The sequence below is a fragment of the Nonomuraea thailandensis genome, assembly GCF_024172165.1.
GTDB classification, from domain to species: Bacteria; Actinomycetota; Actinomycetes; order Streptosporangiales; family Streptosporangiaceae; genus Nonomuraea; species Nonomuraea thailandensis.
Genome location: NZ_JAMZEB010000002.1, coordinates 12599662 through 12620470, shown reverse-complemented (window position 1 = coordinate 12620470; position 20809 = coordinate 12599662). Strand labels below are relative to the sequence as shown.

Genomic DNA, 20809 nt, shown 5'->3' with positions numbered 1-20809 from the left:
GAGGAAGCACTGCGACTATATCTCCCGGCGACCTTCGGCAAAACGCTTAACTTGTTGTTGACATCGCAGACAGATCAGCGCAACATACACAACAAGCAAGCGTCGGTTAAGCGCTTTGATCGATCAGCGCCCCGCTGGCCTCTCACCCCTATCTCCCCTGCTCGCAAGCCCTCCACGGCCGATTTCCGCGACCCGCGTCAACGGGACAGGAGTCTTCACATGGAGACAGCACAGAAGCGTCCGGGAATGGCGCCCAAAGTAGCTGTCGCGGCGGCGGTGCTCGCCCCTCTCACGCTCACCGCGTGCGGCGGGGCGTGCGGCGGGGCGTCCGCCTCCGGCACGGAATCCCCCGACTTGCTGACCATTCAGGACTACTACGACGAGACCCAGGACCCGATCTACCACTCCTGCGCGCGCAACATCGGCGTCTCCATCGAGATCAGCCATGTCGCGGGCCCCGGCCTGATCCCCAAGGTGCTCCAGCAGAGCTCCTCCCGGACCCTGCCCGACGTGCTCATGCTCGACAACCCCGACGTGCAGCAGATCGCCGAGTCCGGCGCGCTCTCCCCGCTGTCCGACTACGGCGTGAACGGCGAGGGCATCCTGCCCGCCGTGGTGAAGGCGGGCACGTACGCGGGCACGCTGTACGGGCTCGCCCCCGCCGTGAACACGCTGAGCATCTTCTACGACAAGGACCTGTTCCGGCAGGCCGGCATCACGACTCCGCCGGCGACCTGGGACGAGTTGCGCGCGACCGCGAAGAGGCTGACCGGCCAGGGCCGCTACGGCTTCGCGATGAGCACCGTCAACACCTACGAGGGCACCTGGCAGTTCCTGCCGTTCATGTGGGGCAACGGCGGCACCGAGCAGGACATCACCACGCCGCCGACCGTGGAGGCGGTGCGGTTCCTCGTCGACCTGCAGAACGACGGGTCGATGTCGAAGAGCTCGATCATCTGGAGCCAGGACGACGTGATCGACCAGTTCATCGCCGGCAAGGCGGCGATGGTGGTCAACGGCCCGTGGCAGATCCCCGCCCTCCAGGAGCAGCAGGGCGTGAACTGGGGCGTGTTCACGATCCCCGAGCGGGACCCGTCGCAGACCACGGTCGCCCCGCTCGGCGGCGAGGTCTTCACGGTGCCGCGCACCGGGAACCAGGCCAGGATGGCCAAGGCGGGGCAGTTCGTGAAATGCCTGGTCTCCTCGGAGAAACAGCTCCAGACGGCGAAGATCAAGCAGATGGTGCCGTCGGACCCCGAGGTCGCCGAGCAGGCAGGCGAGGAGAACCCGGCGCTCGCCCCGTTCGTCACGACCGTGCGCACCGCGCGCTCGCGCACCGCGCTGCTCGGCCCCGACTGGCCGAAGGCGGCGACCAAGATCTACAACGCCGTGCAGATCGCGCTGACGGGCAAGGCCGCTCCCGCCGAGGCCCTGCGCCGGGCGCAGGGCGAGCAGTAAGGAGCCTCGCTGATGACCTCAGCCCATCTGAGCCTGCCGGTCGCGGCGGGCGAGCGGCGCGCGATCCTGCGGACCCGGCTGCTCCGGCGGGCCACGCCGTGGCTGTTCTGCCTGCCCGCGGTCGTGTTCGTGGCGATGTTCTTCGGCTATCCCGTCGTCCAGAACGTCGTCATGAGCTTCCAGGAGTACACGACCTCGACGTTCTACAGCGGGCAGGCGCCCTGGGTCGGCCTGGCCAACTACGTGACGATCCTGTCCAGCTACCTGTTCACGACGACGCTGGTGAACACCGCGCTGTTCACGATCGGGTCGATCACCTTCCAGTTCGTCATCGGGCTCGCGCTGGCGCTGTTCTTCCGGCGCAACTTCCCGCTCAGCGGGCTCCTGCGCGCGATGCTGCTGCTGCCGTGGCTGATCCCGCTGATCGCCTCCAGCGCGGTCTGGAAGTGGCTGCTCGACCAGGAGAGCGGCGCGCTCAACCAGTTCCTCGGCCTGTTCGGCGTCCCGGCCGTGCCGTGGCTGGTCGATCCCACGCTCGCGCTCGCCGGCGTGATCGCCGTGAACATCTGGCTGGGCATCCCGTTCAACGTCGCCATCCTCTACAGCGGCCTGCAGGCCGTGCCCAGGGAGCTGTACGAGGCGGGCTCGCTGGACGGCGCGACCGGCTGGAAGGCGTTCCGGCACATCACCTGGCCGAACCTGCGGCCCGTGGTGAGCGTCGTCATCGTGCTCGGCGTGGTCTACACGCTCAAGGTCGTCGACATCATCCTCGGCCTGACCGGCGGCGGGCCGGCCAACTCCACGCAGACGCTGGCCACGAACGCCTACAACAAGTCGTTCGTGGAGTTCAACTTCGGCGAGGGCGCCGCGATCAGCAACGTCCTCATCGTCGTCTCGCTCGTCTTCGCCGTGGTCCACCTGTACCTCTCGCGCCGGGAGCCGTCCGAATGAACCCGAACGTCCGCCGACTCCCGATGACCGCGCTGGGCGTGCTCTTCCTGGCCGTGATGCTCTTCCCGGTCTACTGGATGGTCAACAGCAGCCTGCAGTCCAGCTCCGGCGCCACCACCCGGGACTGGTTCCCCCTCGACGCGACGCTCTCCGGCTACGCCAGGGCCATCACCGAGCAGGGGCAGAACTTCGTCACCAGCCTGCTCATCGCGCTCGGCACCGTGGTGCTCACCCTGATCATCGCCACACCCGCCGCCTACGGCCTGTCGCGCATCCGGTCGCGGGGCGCGAACACGTTCGTGCTGGTGCTGCTGATCACGCAGATGATCCCCGCCATGGTCATCGCCAACGCGCTCTACCCGCTGTTCAACTCCCTCTTCCTGATCAACAACGTCTTCGGCCTGATCCTCGCCAACACCGCCGCGGGCATCCCGTTCGCGGTGCTGCTCATCCGGGCGTTCATGGGGTCCATCCCGCGGGCGCTCGTGGAGGCGGCGATGGTGGACGGGGCCGGTCAGCTCCGGGCGTTCGTCTCGGTCGTCGTTCCGATCAGCAAGAACGCGATCGTGACCGCCGCCCTGTTCACGTTCCTGTCGGCGTGGAGCGACTTCCTGTTCGCCCTCACCCTGACCAGCACGCCCGAGGTACGGCCCATCACCCTCGGCATCTACGACTACATCAGCGCGAACACGCAGGACTGGGACACGGTGATGGCCACGGCGGTGCTCGCGTCCGTCCCCGCCGCCCTGCTCCTGATCTTCGCGCAGCGTTACATCGCGGCAGGCGCCGTCGCCGGCGCCGTCAAGTAAGGAGATTCGCGAACATGACGATCCGTGTCCTGGTGTGGGGCGAGAACCGCCACGAGCAGGCCGAGCCCGAAGTCGCCGAGATCTATCCGGACGGCATGCACAACGCCATCCGGCGCGGCGTCGAGGCCCGGCTCGGCGAGCGGGCCACCGTACGGACCGCCACCCTCGACGACCCCGAGCACGGCCTGACGGAAGAGGCGCTGGCCGCCACCGACGTGCTCACCTGGTGGGGGCACGCCGCCCACGCGGAGGTCGCGAACGAGGTGGTGGAGCGGGTGCACCGGCACGTCCTGTCGGGCATGGGCCTGCTGGTGCTGCACTCCGGCCACTGGTCGAAGATCTTCACCAAGCTGATGGGCACCACGTGCACGCTGCGCTGGCGCAGCCAGAACGACCGCGAGCTGGTCTGGACGGTCAACCCGACGCATCCCATCGCCCGAGGCGTCCCGCATCCGATCGTGATCCCCGCCCAGGAGATGTACGGCGAGCAGTTCGACATCCCGACGCCCGACGAGCTGATCTTCATCAGCTCCTTCACCGGGGGCGAGGTGTTCCGCAGCGGGTGCACGTTCCGGCGCGGCAACGGGAAGATCTTCTATTTCAGCCCCGGCGATCAGGACTATCCCGTCTACCACCATCCGGACGTGCTGCAGGTCATCGCCAACGGCGTGGAGTGGGCGGCGGGGGATCCGGCGCGACGGGAGCTGCCCACGTTGCTGCGGTACGAGACGGGCGACTTCTTCAACGGGCACGGGTATCGGGGGGCGATGCACAACAAGGAGGGCTCGCAGTGAGCGGGCGTCCGCTTCGGGTGGTGCAGGTGGGGGCGGGGGCCATGGGGGTGGCCTGGCTGCGTACGCTGGCCGCGGCCGAGGACGTCGAGCTGGTGGGGGTGGCCGATCTCGACGTGGCGCGGGCGGAGGCGGCCGTGCGCACAGCCTGTGGCTCGGGCGGTGGCTCGGGCGGTGGCTCGGGCGGTGGCTCCGTTGTGATCGCCGGCTCACTCGGGGAGTTGCTCGCGGCGACCGAGCCCGACGCCGTCGTGAACGTCACCGTCCCCGCGGCGCACAGCACGGTGAACATCGAGGCGCTCTTCGCCGGGCTGCCCGTCCTGTGCGAGAAGCCGGCCGCACCGACCCTGGCGGAGGCGCTCGTCCAGGCGGCGGCGGCCGAGGCCACCGGGCGGCTGCTGATGATCAGCCAGTCGCGCCGCTACTTCGCCGCCCTGACCGCCTTCCGGGAGCGGATCGCCGAGCTCGGCACGCCCGGCCTGCTCACCACGGGCTTCTTCCGCGCCCCGCACTTCGGCGGGTTCCGCGACGAGATGCCGCAGCCGCTGCTGGTGGACATGGCCATCCACGCGTTCGACGCCGCCCGCCACCTGCTCGGGCAGGAGCCGGTCTCGGTCGTGTGCGAGAGCTGGAACCCCTCCTGGAGCTGGTACCAGGGCGACGCCTCCGCCACCGCCACCTTCCTGTTCTCCGGCGGCACCCGGTACGTGTTCACCGGGAGCTGGTGCGCGGAGGGGCGGGACACGTCCTGGAACGGCGAATGGCGGGCCGTCGGCGGGGGCGGCACCGCCACGTGGGACGGGGAGCGGTGCGTCACCTCCAGCGCCGGCGGGCGGGCCGAGGACGTGGCGCCGGCGGCGCACGAGCAGATCGCCGGGGCGCTCGCCGAGTTCGTGAGCGCCGTACGGACCGGCGCGGAGCCGGACGGGGCGATCAAGGGCAACCTGCGGAGCCTGGCGATGGTCGAGGCTGCCGTGCGGTCGGCCGGGACGGGGGAACGGGTGGGGATCGGGGCGTTGCTGGAGCGGGCGTACGAGGAGGCGCTGGCGTTGCCGGTGCGGGATGAGGTGCGGGAACGGCTGAAGTCCTGGGGGGCCGCGGCGACCGTCCTCTGAACGGCCGGCCGCGGTCGGCCGCAGTCGGCGGGCCGCGGCGACGACCGTCCGCCGAACGGACGGCGGCGCGGGTCACGGCTTCTGCCCGAATCCGTGATCCGCGCGCTCAGCCGGGCGGGCGAGCGCCTGACCGACATGCCGGCCTGGCGCTCGACTGACCGACGTGCCGGCCTGGCGCTCGACTGACCGACGTGCCGGTCAGCGGGTGTGACGATCCGGAAGCATCGGATCGTCAGGAAGGGACGGCGCCGCCTCCGGGGCTCGCCGGGCCGGCGACACGTCCGCCCAGCGCAGCAACGTGGCCGTCGCCGCCGCCCGTTCCTCCTCCGGCAACAACGCGATGGAGGCTCCGTGGTTGGCGCCCGGAGCCACGTACAGGTAGGAGTCATGCCTGCTCGGCGTGAACCGCTCGGCACTCCACGGATCGTTCTCGCCGTAGACGAACAGCATGCGCTCCGAGCGCGTACGCACCCAGTGGTCCACGTCCAGCATCGGCCACGGATCGTGCCGGGAGCGCAGCTCGGCGGGCAGCACCGAGTTCGGCTGGTAGAGCCCGCGGTGGCGGATCAGCCCGCGCAGGTGCCGGAAGGCCAGGTCGGGCCAGCCGAGCTGGGTGGCCGCCTGGTAGTAGTACGGCGCGTAGTACTCGATGCCCTGGTCGGTGTAGAAGGCGAAGGATGCGACGTTGTCGATCCAGGCGTACAGCTCCTCGTCCGTCGCGCTCGCGGACGGCACGGACGGGCAGTCGGCCACCGACAGGTACTGCCAGAACGCCCACGCCGTGTCGAGCACCGTCATCTCGAACGACCGGTCCGCGCTGCCGAGCGTCCTGGCGAAGGTGTAGCCGTTGCGCGCGGCGTCCGCCTCCAGCATCGCCACCATCCGCTCGCGCCGCTTGAGCGCCTCACGCTGCACGTTCTCCAGCGCGGTACGGCACTCCTCGGTGCCGACCCGGGCGAAGAACCGGTCGTAGGCGTGGTCCAGCGGGTTGATCGGATCGTTGGGCGCGACGTAGGCCACCACCCCGTCCACGTCGCCCGGGTAGAAGCGGCGGTGATAGACGGAGGTCATCCCGCCCTTGCTCCCCCCGGTCTGGATCCACTTCCCGGAGTAGATCGTCTTGAGCGCCCGCACGATCCGGTGCTCGTCGGTCGCCTCCTGCCAGATGGTCAGGTCGTCCCAGTCGGCCGGGGACGGGCGCGAGGAGCGGAAGAAGCGGTGCTCGACGGAGACCTGGTTGCCGTCGATCAGGCGGGTGGGCTCGGTACGCGAGGCGCCCGGGTTGACGGGCAGCCCGTACCCGCTGGTGGCGAGCACGACGGGCGCCTGTTCCGAGCGGTGGAGCAGGGTGAGGCGCTGCTGGAAGGTGCCCTTGCCGGGGTTCCGGTGGTCGGCGGGCTGCGTGTAGGACAGGACGAAGAACCGATAGCCGGACGGCTGGGTCTCCGACACGACGGTCAGTCCCGGGATGGCCTTGAGCCGTTCGAGCAGGTCGTCCTGGGCCGCGGCGGTGGCCGGCGGAGCGGGCAGGACGAGAGCCAGCAGGGCCGTCAGCGCGGCCAGAAACCGTGATCGCACGGTACGCGCCCCTTCGGAGGAGGAGGACCGGTATCGCCCGAACGTATACCGATCATGCCCCTCCGACCACCCCACCCTTCATGCCCCTCCGGCCGCCCCGCCCCTCACCCCATCACCCGGCCCGCAGCCGCCGGAGCCCCGCGAACTCGAGCCCTGCGTAGACAGCGACGACCAGCGCCCCGACCAGCAGGAACGCCACCCCCAACCCGGTCAGCGGCATCACCTCCGCGAACGCCAGGACCAGCAGCGCCACGCAAGACAGCGCGTTGCCCGCCACGACGAACGCCACATATCGCGCAGGAATCCGCGGATGGCCGGCGATGAGGCCGAGCGCCGCCGCCCCGCCCAGCATGGCCACGCCGAACGGGATGGACCAGGCGGTCGGCAGGCCGAGCGGGCCGCTGAGGGGCTGGGCGGCGGCGAGCATGATCACCCCGAACACGGCCGTGCTCCATCCGTCGATCCGCAAGATCGTGCGCAGCGGGCCCGCGGTGTCCGTCTCCGGGTGCCCGGTCGGCGTGCTCATCCGAGATCTCCTTCTCCTGAGTCGGTCGTCACCGGAGAAGACCATGTCACCGCGGTGGTTACGCGCTCAATAACCTCCGAGGTCATGGCGGCGCCCACCTGGGGGTGGCTTATCCTCCTCGGATGGACGTTGAACAGCCGTCTCGCGTGGGCGCCCTGCTGCGGGAGTGGCGGCAGCGCCGCAGGCTCAGCCAGCTCGATCTCGCCAACCTGGCCGAGACCTCGGCGCGGCACCTGTCGTACATGGAGACCGGCCGTGCCCGTCCGAGCCGCGCGATGCTGCTGCGCCTGTCCGCCGCGCTCGACGTGCCCCTGCGCGAGCGCAACACGCTGCTCCTGGCCGCCGACTACGCCCCCGCCTACCGGGAGAGCAGCCTGGACGACGCGTACATGGCCTCGATCCGGGCCGCGCTGGAGACCATGCTGACGGCGCACGAGCCGTACCCCGCCGTCGTGGTGGACCGGGTCTGGAACGTGTTGCAGGGCAACCACGCCATGGGCGTCCTGATGGACGGCATCCCGCCCCACCTGCTGGAGCCGCGGCCGAACGTGTTCCGGCTGGCTCTGCATCCCGACGGGCTGGCCGGGCGGCTGGCCAACCTGGAGGAGGTGAGAGAGCTCTTCCTCGAACGGCTGTCGCGCCAGGTCAACGCCACCGGCGACATCGAGCTCCGCCGTCTGCACGAGGAGGTGTCCCGCTACCCGATCCCGTCGAGCGGCGAGGAGGCTCCTCATCACGCAGCCTCGCGCCACCGGCCGAGCCCGATCCAGGTGCCCCTGAGGATCCGCACTCCGTTCGGTGAGCTGGCGATGTTCAGCACCATGGCCACGTTCGGCGCTCCGGCCGATGTGACGTTGTCCGAGCTGGCGATCGAGCTCTTCTACCCTCTCGACGACTTCACCGCCAACGCCCTGCGCGCCCTCTCAGCCAGCGGCCCCGCGCCGTCCGAACCCGTCCCCTTCCCACCGGCGACGCCCTGACGATCACCTCCCTGCCCCCCACCACGCCCTGACGATCACCCGTCCGCCCCGGCCCCGCCCCGAACAGCCGCCGTTGGACCCGGACCGCGCCCGGACGATCGCCTTTCCCACGACCCACGCCTGCCCATCGCCCTCCATCACGAGCGCACACTCTCAGCGCAGCGCCGCTGCAGGCGGCGAAGCGGAACAAACCGCAGGCCGCGAAGCGGGACAGACCTCAGGTCGGCGATCCGTGGCAGGCCTCGGGCGGTGCAGCACGACAGACCTCAGGCGGTGAACTGCGGACAGGCCCCCCGGGGGCGAACCGTGGACAGACCTCAGGCGGCGTCGCGGGGACAGACCTCAGGGCGTGAGCCGTGGACAGACCTCAGGCGGTGAAGCGGGACAGCAGGATGGCGAGCCTTCTGTCATGCCCCTGACTGGGCAGCCTCCCGGAGCGCATGAGCGTCGTCAGACCGTGCAACGCGGCCCAGAACGTCTCCACCACCAGCCCCAACTCCCCCTCCTCGTCCGCGAACGGCCGCACGGCCTCCTCCAACTCGCCGTACGCCGCCCACAGGGCCGCCGGCGCTTCCGGATCGGCGAACGGCAGGTCCACCTTCTGGTGGAACATCGCGTCGTAGAGCGCCGGCCGCCAGCCCGCGAAGGACGTGTACGCCTGCGCGACACCCGCCAGAGCCCCCGCCGCGTCCACCCCCTCCGTACGAGCAGCCCGCAACTCCTCGGCCATGACGGCGAACCCCTCCACCGCCACGGCCGCCACGATCGCGTCCTTGCCCTTGAAATGGCCATAGAGCACCGGCTGGCTGTACCCGACCCGCTCAGCCAGCCGCCGGGTCGTAACCGCCTCCCACCCCTCGGCCTCGGCCAGTTCCCTGGCCGCCGTGATGATCAGCTTCTCCCGCTCGGCACGCAGGCGTTCCATACGCGTCTGTTTTGACATGCTCTCAAATCTAGCACCGCTAGAACTTCTGCCACCGCTAGTGCTAGCGTTGCTCGCATTCCTAGCACCGCTAGATCCAAGGAGTCCGACATGCTCGCTTACCTTGCCTATGGCCTGGCGATCGCCCTGAACCTGATGGTGCTGTTCATCGGCGCCCGCTTCCTCCTCGTGCCGCGCCCCGCTGCCGCCGGCTACGGTGTCCCCGCCAAGGTGGACGGCGATCCGGCCTATCTCACGATCAAGGGACTGCGTGACGGCAGCTTCGGCCTGCTCGGCCTGGCGCTACTGGCCTTCGTCGGCCCTTCCGCCGGAGCGTGGTTCATGCTGGTCGTCGCCCTGGTGCCGCTGGGCGACACGGTGATCGTGCTGCGGCACGGCGGCACGAAGGCGGTGGCCTTCGGCATCCACTTCGCGACCGCGGTCGCCGTCCTGATCAGCGCCGCCTTGCTCTTCGCCGTGAGCTGACAGCGCCCGTCCAACCCCGCACGCAGCCCTCGTGCCACCACCCGGCCCCGACAGTTCGGAGCCGCACCTCACCCGCCACCACCCGCCCGACCACGACAGCGCGGAGCCGCCACCACCCGCCCGACCACGACAGCCGGGCGCCGCACCTCGCTCCCCACGATCCCTCCCGACCACGACGACACCGACCGCGACGACCGGGCAACGCGCCTCACTCCCCGTCGCCCCTCCGACCGCGGTGGCAGGCACCGGCCCCTCACTGCCCACCATCCCGCCAACCGCGACCACCCCGGTGCCGCGCTTCGCCCCTGCCTCCGCCCGACCACGACGGCCGGCGCCGCAATTCGCTCCCTCTCACCGCCGACCCGCGGCGGCCCGCCCCCGCACCGCCCCCGCACCGCCGCCCGGCAGCGTTCCCGTGGGCAGCGCGGCGTGCAGGTTCGGCGGAGGCGCGTTCAGTGGGCAGCGGCGGCGGCGCGGACGAGGCCGTCGAGCCAGTGCTGGTGCCCGTTGAGCATCGGGGTTGGGCCGCTGCCCGGCCAAGGCCGCAGCGGGCTCACCGAGCTGGGACTCCTGAGTCAGGACCCCGTACGCGCCCACCAGCCAGATCCTCCACCAGCCACGCATGCAACACATCGAGCCGCTCCGCGGGCGGCCCGTCCTGGCGCGCGGTCCAGGACAGGCGAGCGGCCTGACCCTCGACGGGCGGCACGTACTGGACGACCCGCGCCACCAGGGGCGGGAAGCCGAAGGTGGCGAAGCTGAAGTGCGGGCCGGGAGCCGGCACGAGGCCCTCGCCGTCCGGGAACGAGATGTGGGAGACGTTGCCGTAGTACGACTCCCACCGCGAGGTGTCGACCAGGTGCGGCCACACGTCCGCCGCCCGCGGCCCCTTGACCACGGCCTCGTTGGAGACGAAGTCGTCGGTGGTGCCCGGCAGGTAGCGCTCGGGCCAGCCGATCGCGCTCCGCACGCCCATCGCGCACGTCCCCTCGAACCTGCGCACCAGGTTACGGACGCGGCTCCGCAGGCTCGTGCCGACGCGCCGCCGGCACGTCCGCCCCCATGTCGACCGTCACCATGCGGCCCCAGGGAAGGCGCAGAACAACCACGTCAGCAGGCTCGATCTGCACGGCGGGAGCAGGCGGGTCCTGCTCCGTTCCGGCCAGCCAGACGAGGCTGACGTAGAGGGCGGTGCCGCCGGGGTGGGACGTCGCGAAGGCGTACGGGGTGGCGGAGTGGTGGCCGAAGGCGTTGGCGCCCGCGGCCGTGACCAGGCCCGTGCCGGTGAAACCGCTCAGCGCGCGCACGGCGCTGGTCAGCCCGTCCGGGCGGGCGGCGAGCGCCAGGCCGTCCTTCTGGCGGAGGGCAGGCGGGGCCGGGGCGGCGAGGGCGTGGCCGCCGTCCCGCACCTGGTGCCCGGCCGGCGCCGTGACGCGGTGGATCCTGATCTCGGCGGCGCCGTCCACGACGGAGGCGGTCACCACCCGTACGGGACCGTCCTGGTAGGCCGAGGCGGCGAAGCCGTCGCAGACGGCGAGCGGCTCGATGAAGCGGCGCAGCGAGGCGGTGCCGTCGGGCGCGATGACGGCCACGTGGTTGTCCACGCCCCGGGCCTGCTCCCCCACCTCGGGGCCCGTGTGGCTGGTGTAGGCGAGCTTGACGTAGTACGGGTCGGGGGCGCCGTCCGGGGGCTGGACGCGGTCGCGGTCGCTGCCGTGGTTGATCAGGCGTACGACGCCGTCGGCGCTGGTGGTGTGCAGCAGCCAGCCGGGGGCGGGCATGGCCAGCGAGCGGTCGGCCAGCTCGACGGGCGCGGGCTCCTCGGGCGCGGTCCAGACGGGGTGCTCGGGCGGGAGCAGCAGGCCGAGGAACGCCTTGCTCGCCCAGTACGGCGACGCCGGCCCCGAGTAGGACTGCGCGATGGGCGGGAACGGGTCGTACCAGCCGAGGGACAGCAGCCCGCGCTCGTCCGGCGCACCTCGCTCGGCGAAGTGGCGCAGCACCCGCCCGGCGATGCGCCGGGTCCGGCCGGGCGGCAGCGGCGAGGCGCCGGTGAGCGCGCCCAGCCACAGCGGCGCCGCCGTCGCGAACCGGTACGTCAGCGAGCGTCCCTGGTGCACGGGCCCGCCGTCGGCGGCGAAGAAGTGCTGGTACTGCTCCAGGAAGCGGCGCAACCGGCCGGCGTACAACTCCTGCCTGGCCGTGTCGCCGCTCATCCTGGCCCACAACGACGGGTACAGGTGCAGCGCCCAGCCGCAGTAGTAGTCGAAGTTCTTGCCCTTGCCGTCGGAGTACCAGCCGTCGCCCGCGTACCACTCCTCGACGCGCTCCAGCCCGCCGCTGATCTCGTCCGGTTCGTACGGCCCGCCCACCCCGGCCAGGAACTGCTCGACGATCACCCGGAACATCACCCAGTTGTTCTCCGGCGTGCGCCGCCCCACGAACCCGGCCAGCCAGCCCACCACCCGCTCCTGCTGCGCGGGCGAGAGCCGGTCGAACAGCCAGGGCCGCGTCTCGTGCAGCGCCAGCGCGATCGAGGCCGCCTCGACGAGCTGCTGCGACATGTCGGTCAGCGCGGGCCACGCGTACGGGTGCGCCGGGTCGGTGCCGGCGGTCAGGCCGCTCGCGTACCGCTCCAGCAGCCCCGGCGGCACGTCGCCGCCCGCCCCCGCGATCCTGAACGCGGCCAGCATGAACGTGCGCGCGTACCCTTCGAGACCGTCGCTCACCGGCCCCGACCTGCTGGCCCTGCCGGGCAGGCGGTACTGGGCGAGACCGTCGGTCGCGTACGGCAGCACGGCGGCCAGCAGGTGGTCCGCCATGGCCTCCCAGTGTTCACGAGGGTTCTCATCGGGGATCGGCATAAAGCGGATACTAGGCCAATATGCCGCGAAAATGGAGCCTAAGAACGGCTTCCAGCGGTAAGCGTTTCACTCTCCGTCTCGAATGTGACAGTGCACGGCGTGATTTGACAGCGTGACGGCCGGGCGGAAACATGCCATGTAAGCGGTTTACCCATATGTTTCACTGGGAGGTGGCATGGTCCGGCGTGCGGCGTCCGAGAGCGGCGAGCGGCGGCCGACGACGATCCGCGACGTGGCCGCGCACGCGGGCGTGTCCGTGGCCACGGTCTCCCGCATCCTGTCCGGCTCCTATCCCAGCGCCCCGGCCACCCGCAGCAAGGTCATGAAGGCGGTCCGCGAGCTCGACTACGTCGCCAACGCCAACGCCCGCAACCTCGCCGGGGCCAGCAGCCGCAGCGTCGCCATCATCGTCAACTCCGTCGTCTCCCCGCACTACGCCCACGTCGCCCAGGGGGTGCAGACGCAGGCCGCACTTGAGGGCAAGCTCTGCATCGTCGGCACCACGGGCGGCGATCCGGAGCGCGAGCTGGCCACCGTCCAGCTCATGCGGCAGGAGCACGCCGAGTGCGTGATCCTCGTCGGCAACGTCGTCAACAACGACGCCTACCGCGAGCGCATGGCCGACTACGCCCGCGCGCTGGCCGCGGCCGGCTCGCAGCTCGTCCTGTGCGGACGTCCCACGCTGGGCCCCGACGTGCCCGCCCTCGTCGTCGAGTACGACAACACCGGCGGCGCCTACGCCATCACCAGCCACCTGCTCTCGGCGGGGCATCGGCGCATCCTGTTCCTCGGCCGGCACGAGGGTTACACCACCTCCGACAGCCGCATCACCGGCTACCGCAACGCGCTCGCCGATCACCGCGTCCCCCACGACCCGGGCCTGGAGATCGACGGCACGATGGAGCGCAGCGAGGGCTACCGCATGATCCGGGAACGGCTCGCGGCCGGGCCTCCCGACTTCACCGCCGTCTTCGCCGGCAACGACCTCATCGCCGCCGGCGCCCGCCAGGCCCTGCGCGAGCACGGGCTGCGGGTGCCCGACGACATCTCCATGGTCGGGTTCGACGACCTGCCGCCGTCCGCCGACATCGACCTCACCACCGTGCACGTTCCGCACGAGGAGCTGGGCCGCACCGCCGTCCGCCTGGCGCTCGAACGCGGCCAGGACAAGGCGGCGCCGGCCCGGCACGTGCTGCTCGGCACGCACATCATCGTCCGCGACTCCGTGCGGCCGATCCGGCCCGACCTGGGGTGAGGAGCGGCGACGCCCCTGAGGCCGCCGCCGCTCACCCAACCCCGCCCGGGGCTCAGTCAGGCTCCACGTCGCCCAGCCAGACGTAGCCGTTGTCCACGTTCAGCCAGGCACTCTCCGAGGTGCTCGGGCCGAGCGCGTTCGCGACCTGCTGGACGACGTAGGCGGCCGGGTAGGTGGTGGTCGGTTGTGCGGGGACGGCGATGGAGGGGGCCAGGTCGTCGGCGGTCATCTCGCTGTACACGTCGTGCGCCGCGGAGTCGCCGGAGAGGCCGTTGTCGGTCGCCATCTCACCGGACGGCATGTCGCCGGTCGTCATCTGGCCGGTCGTCATCTGGCCGGCCGCCATCTCGGCAGCCGCGGCCTCGGAGGCCGTCAGCTGGGCCGCGTCTTGGGTCGCCGGCATGGCCGCGCCGGGTATGGCGTCGCCGACCAGCAGCTCGGCGATCTGGGCCGCCTCCTGCTCGGTCATCTCGACGTAGCCGGTCGTCTCGTCGTACTGGACTGGATCGCCGTAGTTCATGCGGTCCACGACCTCGTACGCGGGGCCGGGCCCCGCACGCACGGGTGCGCCCTCGGGGTCGGCCACGCGCAGGCCGTCGTCATCGTCGTCGTCCGGTATCGGCTGGGCGACCTGAGCCCGCACCTGCCCCGCAGCCGTGTCGGCCTGGGCCCGTACCTGCCCCACAGCCAGGCCGGCCGGAGCCTGCACCTGACCTGCGACCACGTCGGCCTGGGTCCGTACTTGCCCCGTGCCCACGTCGGCCTGCGCGGTCGCCGCCGCGCCGAGCAGGCCCGTCACACCTGTGGCGCCGGCGATGGCGAGCTTGGTGATGGTGGTCCGCATCGCGGGTACCCCCGATTCCTGCTTCTTCGCGACCGCTGCTCCCCACGGAGAGCCGTCGCCTTGCAGTCACCTGTCGGGCTGCCCCACGACCGGGAGGTCCCATCCCGCTCCGGCGTCAAAACCGGCCCAACTACCCCCGCGGCTCATCCGCAACTCCAGTCCCAGAGACCACCCTCCTCGCGCAGGGAGGCCAAGAGCTGACCGAGGAGGGCGTCGGGGCTCCCCTCAGGTGCGGGAAGTGGTTGTCACCCACGATCGCCAGGCGGACTGTCGGCGGCCAGAGGTGCGCAGGTAGCGGCGGACTTCCAGGGCCTCGCCGTCGGCGAAGGCGTACAGGCGCTCGACGCGGGCCTTCGTGGCGGCGTAGTCCGGATCGCGGGAGGTCGTCCAGGTCTTCATGCCGTGAGACGAGACTTCCTCCTCGCGGAGCAGTCCCCGCAGGCCCTCGTGGCTGATGTCGTCGACCACGCGACGCTAGCCGAGATTCAGGACCTCATCGTCCGCGTGCGTGCCGAACTCGGCGACGCGCACCTCCGCGATGTGCTCGTACCGGCTGATCCGGTCGGTCCACTCCGCTTCGACGCCGAACGCCACCTGCGCGAAGCCCACCCGCCTGATGGCCTCGGCCAGGCCCGGATCGCCAGGTCCCACCAGTCGCACCGGCGCGTCGAGCGCCACGGTGTGCGGCGGCACGAAGTACTCGTCCGGCAGGACGGTGCGCGCATGGACGAGCGCGCCGACAGCGACAACCGAGCCGGCCCCCAACCGTGCGCACTGCAGGACCGTCGCCGCGGTCGCCACATAGACGCACCTGCCGACCTCGCAGCCCAGCAGCGTGGCATGCGGCCCCACGAAGACGTGGTCGCCGACAAGCACCGGCTGATCGCCGGCGACCGCGGACCCGCGCAACACCGCGTTCTCGCAGATCACCGCCGCCTCCCCGACCTCGATCCGAGACCCCTCGGCATCGAGCACCGCACCGTACATCACCCGCGCCCTCGGCCCCACGCGGACATCGCCGACGAGCGTGGCCGTCGGGGCGACGTACGCGGTGGGATGGACCTGCGGTTCATGCCCGCTGTGCCGGATGCGGATTCCCTGCGCTTCAGCGATCACGAGCGGATTCTCGCCCGACCGACCGCGAGCATGCTGGCGGGTTTCAGACGTCGCGTTCGCCGAGACCTGTGCCACCCGCGATCTGAGGCACTACACACAGGGCGAACGCTGGCTGATACGGCACTAGCAGGGCGTCGAGGCGTTCGCCCTGACCAGGGGCGCCGAGATGCCACGGACCAGCAGCTCGTCGACGGAGCACCTCCGGTTGAACGAGAAGTGCCGCAACATGTCGTTCTGCGCCTCAGGGGCGAGGATCGGGATGTCGGGCGCGAGGCCGGGGATGGTGGCGTCGATCAGGACGAGGCGATCGACGGCGGGCCTGCGCGGCGGGGCTCCCGGACGCCGACCCGGCCCGAGCCGCGCTCGCCGTCGTCGCGCTCGCCCTCGTCGCGCTCGACGCCCGCTCGACGCTCGGAGGGCAGGTGGATGGTGCGATCAGCGGTGCGAGCAGGCCACGTGCGGAGGTCTCTTCGTGGACGCCGGCCGTGGCGGGCGGGCGGTGGTGTGGGCTGGTGGTGCTCGATGGCGACATGCGGCAACAGGATGAAGAAGGCCAACCTCAAGTCAAGCCCGGGCCCGAAGCTCGGAAGCTGCCTCGGTCGGAAGCTGCCCTGGTCGGAGGCAATGATGATCGAGCACGCATGGCCAGGCCCCACCACCACACCATCGTCGTAGCCTGCTGATCAGCGTGGGCGGCTGAGGGCGGCTTCGGCCAGGTCCGTCCACTTCCCGGCCGAGGAGTGGGGCACGACCACCCAGTCCTTCATCAGCCTGCCCTGCCCCGAGGGGTCGAACAGGGACGCCTCGGGCAGTTGGAGCGCGGCCGCGTGCTCGGGTGTATCCCTGACCAGCCGGAACACCATCGCGCCGTCACGCTGCAGGCTCGCGAACACCTTCCCGGCCTGATCTTTGAGCGCGGGACTCCCCATCATCCTGGAGATCCGTACACCCAGATCGGCCAGCTCGGCGCCGACCTGCTTGAAATCCTCTTCCGCGCTCATCTCCGGTCACCCCCGAACTCCATGGCGGCGTGATCGGGCAACTGGGCACGACCGGGGCTCATCCCGCGTGACACGATCGCCCGGCCCCGCCGTTCCGTCAGAACGGCGATCACGCTAGTCGTCCTGCCGGCACCGATCAAGGCCGGGTGCGGAGGGCGCCCTACCCAGCGACGAGAGCCCGCCATGGCGTTGTCACCTTCTCCCCGTGGACGATCTCGCGGGCACCGGCGAACGCGGCCATGCCGGTGATCGCCTCCGTGACGGCCTGGACGGTGCTCGGGTCGATGGTGGTGTTCGCTTCCGGGAACACGCCCTCGATCTCCAGCACCCCGCGCCGCCGGTCCATGCGCGGGACGAGCCGCCCGATCAGCCGTTCCTCGTGCAGGATCGGCATGATGTAGTGGCCGTACTGACGCTTGTGCTTGGGGACGTACATCTCCGTGCGGAACGCGAAGTCCCAGAGGCGCAGGGTGCGTTCGCGGTCGCAGATGAGGTTGTCGAACGGTGACAGCAGCGTGGTGTGCGGCTGCCAGGCGTCGCGTTCCAGGAGAGCGAGCGCGTCGACGTGCGCGTACCAGACCTCGTCGCCTCCCTCCACCGTCACCTGCACCACGCGACCCGCGCGGTGCAGGCCGGCGAGCGCGTCGGCCAGGCCCGGGTAGCGGGCGCGGGTGAAGTGGCGCTCGATGTCGGGGACGCGGGCCACGCCGAGGGCGCGCAGGGCGTGCTCGGTCGCTCGGCTCACCGCCTCCTCCTGGGAGAGCCGCTCGGACTGCGCCCAGTCGGGGAGCCAGCGCTCCGTCAGGTCCCAGTGCCGGGTGCGGCCCCTCCGGGCCGCCACCATGATGTGGCCCTGCGACCACAGGAAGTCCAGCATGCGCTCGACGTTGCGGCCGTTGGTCCAGCCCGTGGACTTCCACGGCACGGCCGCGAGGTCCTCGAACGCACCCGGCGGGAGCGGGCCCTCGTCGCGCAGGCGGTCGAGCACGTGGCGGCGTAAGGCGTCGTTGGCCTCGATCCAGCCGCGCACCATGCGGGCGTAGTCGGACTCGCCCGTGGCGTAGCGGCGCATCATGAGGTGATGGATCGGGTAGTCCTCGGCCAGCACGATCGAGGCGGCGTGGGCCCAGTATTCGAACAGCCAGCGCTCCCGCCACAGCAGCGCGTCGAGGTCGGCGGGGTCGTAGTGGCCTGCCCGGCTCCAGAGCACGAGCAGGTGACTGCGGGCCACCGCGTTGATCGGATCGAGCTGGAGGCAGCGCAGGCTGCGCAGGACGGCACGCAGGCCCTCCAGGTCGGCGGCGGGGCGTGGGCCTGCGAGGTGCTGGCACATCACGGCCAGCCGCCGGGCCGACTCCAGGGTGAGGGTTAGGGCCACGAGGCAGGAGCGTAATCGAAAAGACGTTCGACGGCAAAGCGGGGTTACGTCGTCGGCGCTGGGCGTCGGTGGCGGGACTTGGCGCCGGGGGTCGGTGGCAGGGTTTGGTGCTTGCGTCCGTGGCGGGCTTGGTGCTGGGCATGGCAGCACGGCGGGGCGCTGAGGCAGCGGGCTTGGATACTCGGTGACGCGGTGACGCGGTGACGCCGCGATGGGGTGGCGCGGTGACGCCGCGATGGGGTGGCGCGGTGACGGGGCGGGGTAACGGGGTGGCGGGTGACGAGTGGCGGGTGACGGAGTTGGATGACGGGGCGTGGTGCGGCGACGGCGTTCGCCCTGGTCGTGGCCCCGGCCCGGTCCAGAGCCGGGGGCCGGCGTCATCGGGCCTCGACGCCTTCGCCTGTCGCCCGGAGCGACGCCCTCACCTGCCACCCGGAGTGACGATCATGGCTTGGTGTCGGTGAGGTTCTCGCGGGCGTCGCCGGGGAGCAGGTAGCCGGCCTTGACGTTGCGGGCGTCCGCGCGGACGACCGCCGCCACATAGTGGCCGTGCGTCGGGTAGAGCCGGTCGAGCTGCGCCTGGTCGAAGGGGATGTGCGTGCCGAACAGCACGCAGAACGTCTCCCCCGAGTTGTCGCCGGTGTTCAGCGCGGTGGGCGCCGCCACCTGTGACAGGCGGATGCCGCCGCGTGCCAGCCCCAGCTCGTCGCGGGCCTTGGTGCCGTCCGCGGCGAACTCCAGCGGCGGCGCCGTGGGCGGTGCGGTGCCGCGCCGGGCCCAGCGGGTCAGGTGGTCGTAGGCGGCGGCCAGGACGTGGTGCAGCGGGACGCGGCTGAACGGCGGCCTGGCGCACGTGTACGTCGGCGGGGCGCCGAGGTCGCGGGCGAGCAGCGGCACGCGGGCGCTGTAGCCGTGCCAGCCGGAGTGCGCGCTGCCGGCCACCTCCCAGCGGCGGAACCGCTCGGTGTCCGGCGGACGCACGGGCGAGCGCACGTCCGTCTCCGACAGCACCTGGAAGACCGGCTCCGTGCCGGCGCGGGTGGGGGCGGGGCCGACGATCTGGCCGTACCCGTCGAAGACGCTCTCGATGTGCGGCAGGACGGCGTCGTAGTAGACGGTCAGCCGGCCGGCCGATTGCGAGGCGCCGATGGCCAGCACCGTGTCGGCCCGCAGGCGGCCGAGGAGGGCGGGGCGGGCCGATGCCCTGATGGCCTTGGCCGCCTGGGAGAACACGTCGTAGGAGAGCTGGTCGGTCATGTACAGGCCGGCGCCGGTGACGTCGAGGGTGCCGTAGCGGGCGGGGCTCCACTGGCGGAGCTGGTTCACGCCCACGCGCTGGGCGGAGACGCCGACCCACGCGTATCCGGCGCGGGTGAGCTGCTCGGTGCTCCAGAGGGCGTCCAGGTCGTATCCGGCGGTGACGTTCTGCCACTCCATCAGCACGGTGCCGTTGAACGCGGCCTGGCTCGCCGGGCGGCGGACGATCACCCTGGTCCGGTACGGGACGTCGGCGGCGAGCAGCTCACCCGTGGCGCTGTAGGCGTCGGCGTTGCCTGACAGGTGGAACTCCTGCTCGACGTAGCCGAGTGCGCGCAGGTCGGCGTCGGTGGCCAGCCACGGGTAGGTCTCCGGCAGCTCCGGCGAGGCGGGATCACCGGGCGGCGCTCCCGGCAACGGGCCCTCGACTTGAGGGACGTCGACCGCCGCGGCCGAAGCGCGTGAAGAGGCCCAGGGGGCTGAGGCTGAGGTGGTCGAAGCGGCCGAAGCATGCAAAAAGGCCCAGGGGGTCGAAGCCGAGGTTGCCGACGCGACCGAAGCGGGTGAAGCGGGTGAAGCGGGTGAAGCGGGCAGCAGGGTCGCGGTGAGCAGTGCCGCGCCCGCGACGCGTGCCGTCCTGACGAATGGCGCCATCGCGCGATCTCCTTCCGGATCCGGGGAGCCAGGCGCCAGGCCGTGCCAGGCATGGAGGAACCCCGGCCCCGCCCGATGCTCCCCCGCCCACCGGCTTCGCGCATCGGCACAATCACCGGCGCCCGGCTCAGGAAGGCGGCAGCGCGTCGATGCGGTAGAGCGAGTGGAACAGCGGCCAGGTCAGCGCGGCCATCTCGGCCGGGGACCGGGGGCAGCCGCCGCGCAGCCACTCGGCGGCCACGCCGATGAGCGCCCCCGCCGTGAACGCCGCCGGCACGTCCAGCGGCAGGTCCAGCACGGCCCTGGCCCGCTCGGGCACGCCGGCGCCGTCGATGGCCTCCCGCAACCGTTCCTGGATGGCCACCGTGCTGCGGTGGCGGATGTGGTCGGCCACGCGCGCGCTGCCCTGCGGCCCCAGCAGCGCGCGGTAGAGCCCGGCGTGCTCGGCGAGGCTGGCGAAGAACGCCTCCAGCGACTGGGTGGCCTCCTCGGCGGGGTCGGCCACGTTGAAGTCGCCGGGCAGCGCCTCGATCAGGTTGTCGATCATCGCCGTGCAGGCGGCCTCGGCCAGCTCGTGCACGTCGCGGTAGTGGTCGTAGAAGGTCGAGCGGCTCACCCCGGCGTGCTCGGCCACGTCGGCGACGGTGATCCGGGACAGGTCCTGCTCCTCGACGAGCTGGAGCAGCGCCCGAGCCAGGGCCGCCTGGGTGCGGCGCACGCGCCGGTCGCCCGAGGTGGGGGTGCTGCTTGCTCTGCTCGTTGCCACGTCTTCACCCTACCTTCTACCTACATGTGCAGGTTTTCCTACAGATGTAGGGTAATCT

General features: G+C 71.4%; 21 protein-coding genes. 8 read left to right on the top strand and 13 right to left on the bottom strand.

The window, feature by feature from the left end; all coding sequences use genetic code 11:
• Positions 1-219 precede the first annotated feature (219 nt).
• From HD597_RS62655 to HD597_RS66410, 5 genes are read left to right on the top strand one after another with little or no spacing between them, the layout of a single operon-like run.
• Positions 220-1458 carry a sugar ABC transporter substrate-binding protein gene (locus HD597_RS62655; protein ID WP_253758958.1) on the top strand — a complete coding sequence of 413 codons (1239 nt, stop codon included), beginning with the start codon at positions 220-222 and terminating at the stop codon, positions 1456-1458.
• A 12-nt stretch (positions 1459-1470) separates the two neighbouring features.
• Positions 1471-2409, top strand: a complete 939-nt coding sequence (locus HD597_RS62650) for a carbohydrate ABC transporter permease (protein WP_253758956.1) — start codon at positions 1471-1473, stop codon at positions 2407-2409.
• A complete protein-coding gene (locus HD597_RS62645; RefSeq protein WP_253758955.1) occupies positions 2406-3218 on the top strand; it encodes a carbohydrate ABC transporter permease in 813 nt (270 codons plus the stop codon). The genes HD597_RS62650 and HD597_RS62645 overlap by 4 nt, the downstream gene beginning before the upstream one ends.
• Positions 3219-3232: 14 nt before the next feature.
• Entirely contained in the window at positions 3233-4012 is a 780-nt protein-coding gene (locus HD597_RS62640; RefSeq protein ID WP_253758952.1) for a ThuA domain-containing protein, read from the top strand.
• Positions 4009-5124 carry a Gfo/Idh/MocA family protein gene (locus HD597_RS66410; RefSeq protein ID WP_253758950.1) on the top strand — a complete coding sequence of 372 codons (1116 nt, stop codon included), beginning with the start codon at positions 4009-4011 and terminating at the stop codon, positions 5122-5124. The genes HD597_RS62640 and HD597_RS66410 overlap by 4 nt, the downstream gene beginning before the upstream one ends.
• A gap of 198 nt (positions 5125-5322) precedes the next feature.
• Here HD597_RS66410 and HD597_RS62630 read toward each other — a convergent pair whose 3' ends face one another.
• Together HD597_RS62630 and HD597_RS62625 are read right to left on the bottom strand one after the other, a co-directional pair.
• Positions 5323-6702, bottom strand: a complete 1380-nt coding sequence (locus HD597_RS62630; RefSeq protein WP_253758948.1) for a S28 family serine protease — start codon at positions 6700-6702, stop codon at positions 5323-5325.
• Positions 6703-6814: 112 nt separating this feature from the next.
• Positions 6815-7228 (bottom strand): hypothetical protein, encoded by a 414-nt coding sequence (locus HD597_RS62625; protein WP_253758946.1) that lies wholly within the window; start codon positions 7226-7228, stop codon positions 6815-6817.
• A 122-nt stretch (positions 7229-7350) separates the two neighbouring features.
• Here HD597_RS62625 and HD597_RS62620 point away from each other — a divergent pair, with 122 nt between their 5' ends.
• Entirely contained in the window at positions 7351-8208 is an 858-nt protein-coding gene (locus tag HD597_RS62620; RefSeq protein ID WP_253758944.1) for a helix-turn-helix domain-containing protein, read from the top strand.
• Between the two features lie 367 nt (positions 8209-8575).
• Here HD597_RS62620 and HD597_RS62615 read toward each other — a convergent pair whose 3' ends face one another.
• Positions 8576-9151 carry a TetR/AcrR family transcriptional regulator gene (locus HD597_RS62615; RefSeq protein ID WP_253758942.1) on the bottom strand — a complete coding sequence of 192 codons (576 nt, stop codon included), beginning with the start codon at positions 9149-9151 and terminating at the stop codon, positions 8576-8578.
• Positions 9152-9241: 90 nt separating this feature from the next.
• On the opposite strand from HD597_RS62615, the gene HD597_RS62610 reads away from it, so the two are divergent.
• A complete protein-coding gene (locus HD597_RS62610) occupies positions 9242-9616 on the top strand; it encodes a DUF4267 domain-containing protein (RefSeq protein ID WP_253758940.1) in 375 nt (124 codons plus the stop codon).
• Positions 9617-10169: 553 nt separating this feature from the next.
• On the opposite strand, the gene HD597_RS62605 is transcribed toward HD597_RS62610, so the two are convergent.
• Together HD597_RS62605 and HD597_RS62600 are read right to left on the bottom strand one after the other, a co-directional pair.
• Positions 10170-10619 carry an SRPBCC family protein gene (locus HD597_RS62605; RefSeq protein ID WP_253758939.1) on the bottom strand — a complete coding sequence of 150 codons (450 nt, stop codon included), beginning with the start codon at positions 10617-10619 and terminating at the stop codon, positions 10170-10172.
• Between the two features lie 4 nt (positions 10620-10623).
• Positions 10624-12480, bottom strand: a complete 1857-nt coding sequence (locus HD597_RS62600; protein WP_253758937.1) for a DUF2264 domain-containing protein — start codon at positions 12478-12480, stop codon at positions 10624-10626.
• Between the two features lie 175 nt (positions 12481-12655).
• Between HD597_RS62600 and HD597_RS62595 the strand changes: the two genes are divergently transcribed.
• The gene (locus HD597_RS62595; protein WP_253758935.1) at positions 12656-13735 is read left to right on the top strand and encodes a LacI family DNA-binding transcriptional regulator; all 1080 of its coding nucleotides are present in this window, start codon (positions 12656-12658) and stop codon (positions 13733-13735) included.
• Positions 13736-13787: 52 nt separating this feature from the next.
• On the opposite strand, the gene HD597_RS62590 is transcribed toward HD597_RS62595, so the two are convergent.
• From HD597_RS62590 to HD597_RS62555, 8 genes are all read right to left on the bottom strand, one after another.
• The gene (locus HD597_RS62590) at positions 13788-14579 is read right to left on the bottom strand and encodes an SH3 domain-containing protein (RefSeq protein WP_253760025.1); all 792 of its coding nucleotides are present in this window, start codon (positions 14577-14579) and stop codon (positions 13788-13790) included.
• A gap of 225 nt (positions 14580-14804) precedes the next feature.
• Positions 14805-15047 (bottom strand): hypothetical protein, encoded by a 243-nt coding sequence (locus tag HD597_RS62585; RefSeq protein ID WP_253758933.1) that lies wholly within the window; start codon positions 15045-15047, stop codon positions 14805-14807.
• Between the two features lie 6 nt (positions 15048-15053).
• The gene (locus HD597_RS62580; RefSeq protein ID WP_253758930.1) at positions 15054-15695 is read right to left on the bottom strand and encodes a gamma carbonic anhydrase family protein; all 642 of its coding nucleotides are present in this window, start codon (positions 15693-15695) and stop codon (positions 15054-15056) included.
• Positions 15696-15988: 293 nt separating this feature from the next.
• Positions 15989-16234: a hypothetical protein gene (locus HD597_RS62575; protein WP_253758928.1), complete on the bottom strand. Its 246-nt coding sequence runs from the start codon at positions 16232-16234 to the stop codon at positions 15989-15991.
• Between the two features lie 144 nt (positions 16235-16378).
• Positions 16379-16696 (bottom strand): hypothetical protein, encoded by a 318-nt coding sequence (locus tag HD597_RS62570; protein WP_253758926.1) that lies wholly within the window; start codon positions 16694-16696, stop codon positions 16379-16381.
• Between the two features lie 160 nt (positions 16697-16856).
• Complete coding sequence (locus HD597_RS62565) at positions 16857-18074, bottom strand: winged helix-turn-helix domain-containing protein (protein WP_253758924.1); 1218 nt, start codon at positions 18072-18074, stop codon at positions 16857-16859.
• 444 nt (positions 18075-18518) lie between these two features.
• Positions 18519-19748 (bottom strand): alpha/beta hydrolase domain-containing protein, encoded by a 1230-nt coding sequence (locus HD597_RS62560; RefSeq protein ID WP_253758922.1) that lies wholly within the window; start codon positions 19746-19748, stop codon positions 18519-18521.
• A 364-nt stretch (positions 19749-20112) separates the two neighbouring features.
• On the bottom strand, positions 20113-20751 hold the full coding sequence (locus HD597_RS62555) for a TetR/AcrR family transcriptional regulator (RefSeq protein WP_253758921.1): 639 nt from the start codon (positions 20749-20751) through the stop codon (positions 20113-20115).
• Positions 20752-20809: the final 58 nt, after the last annotated feature.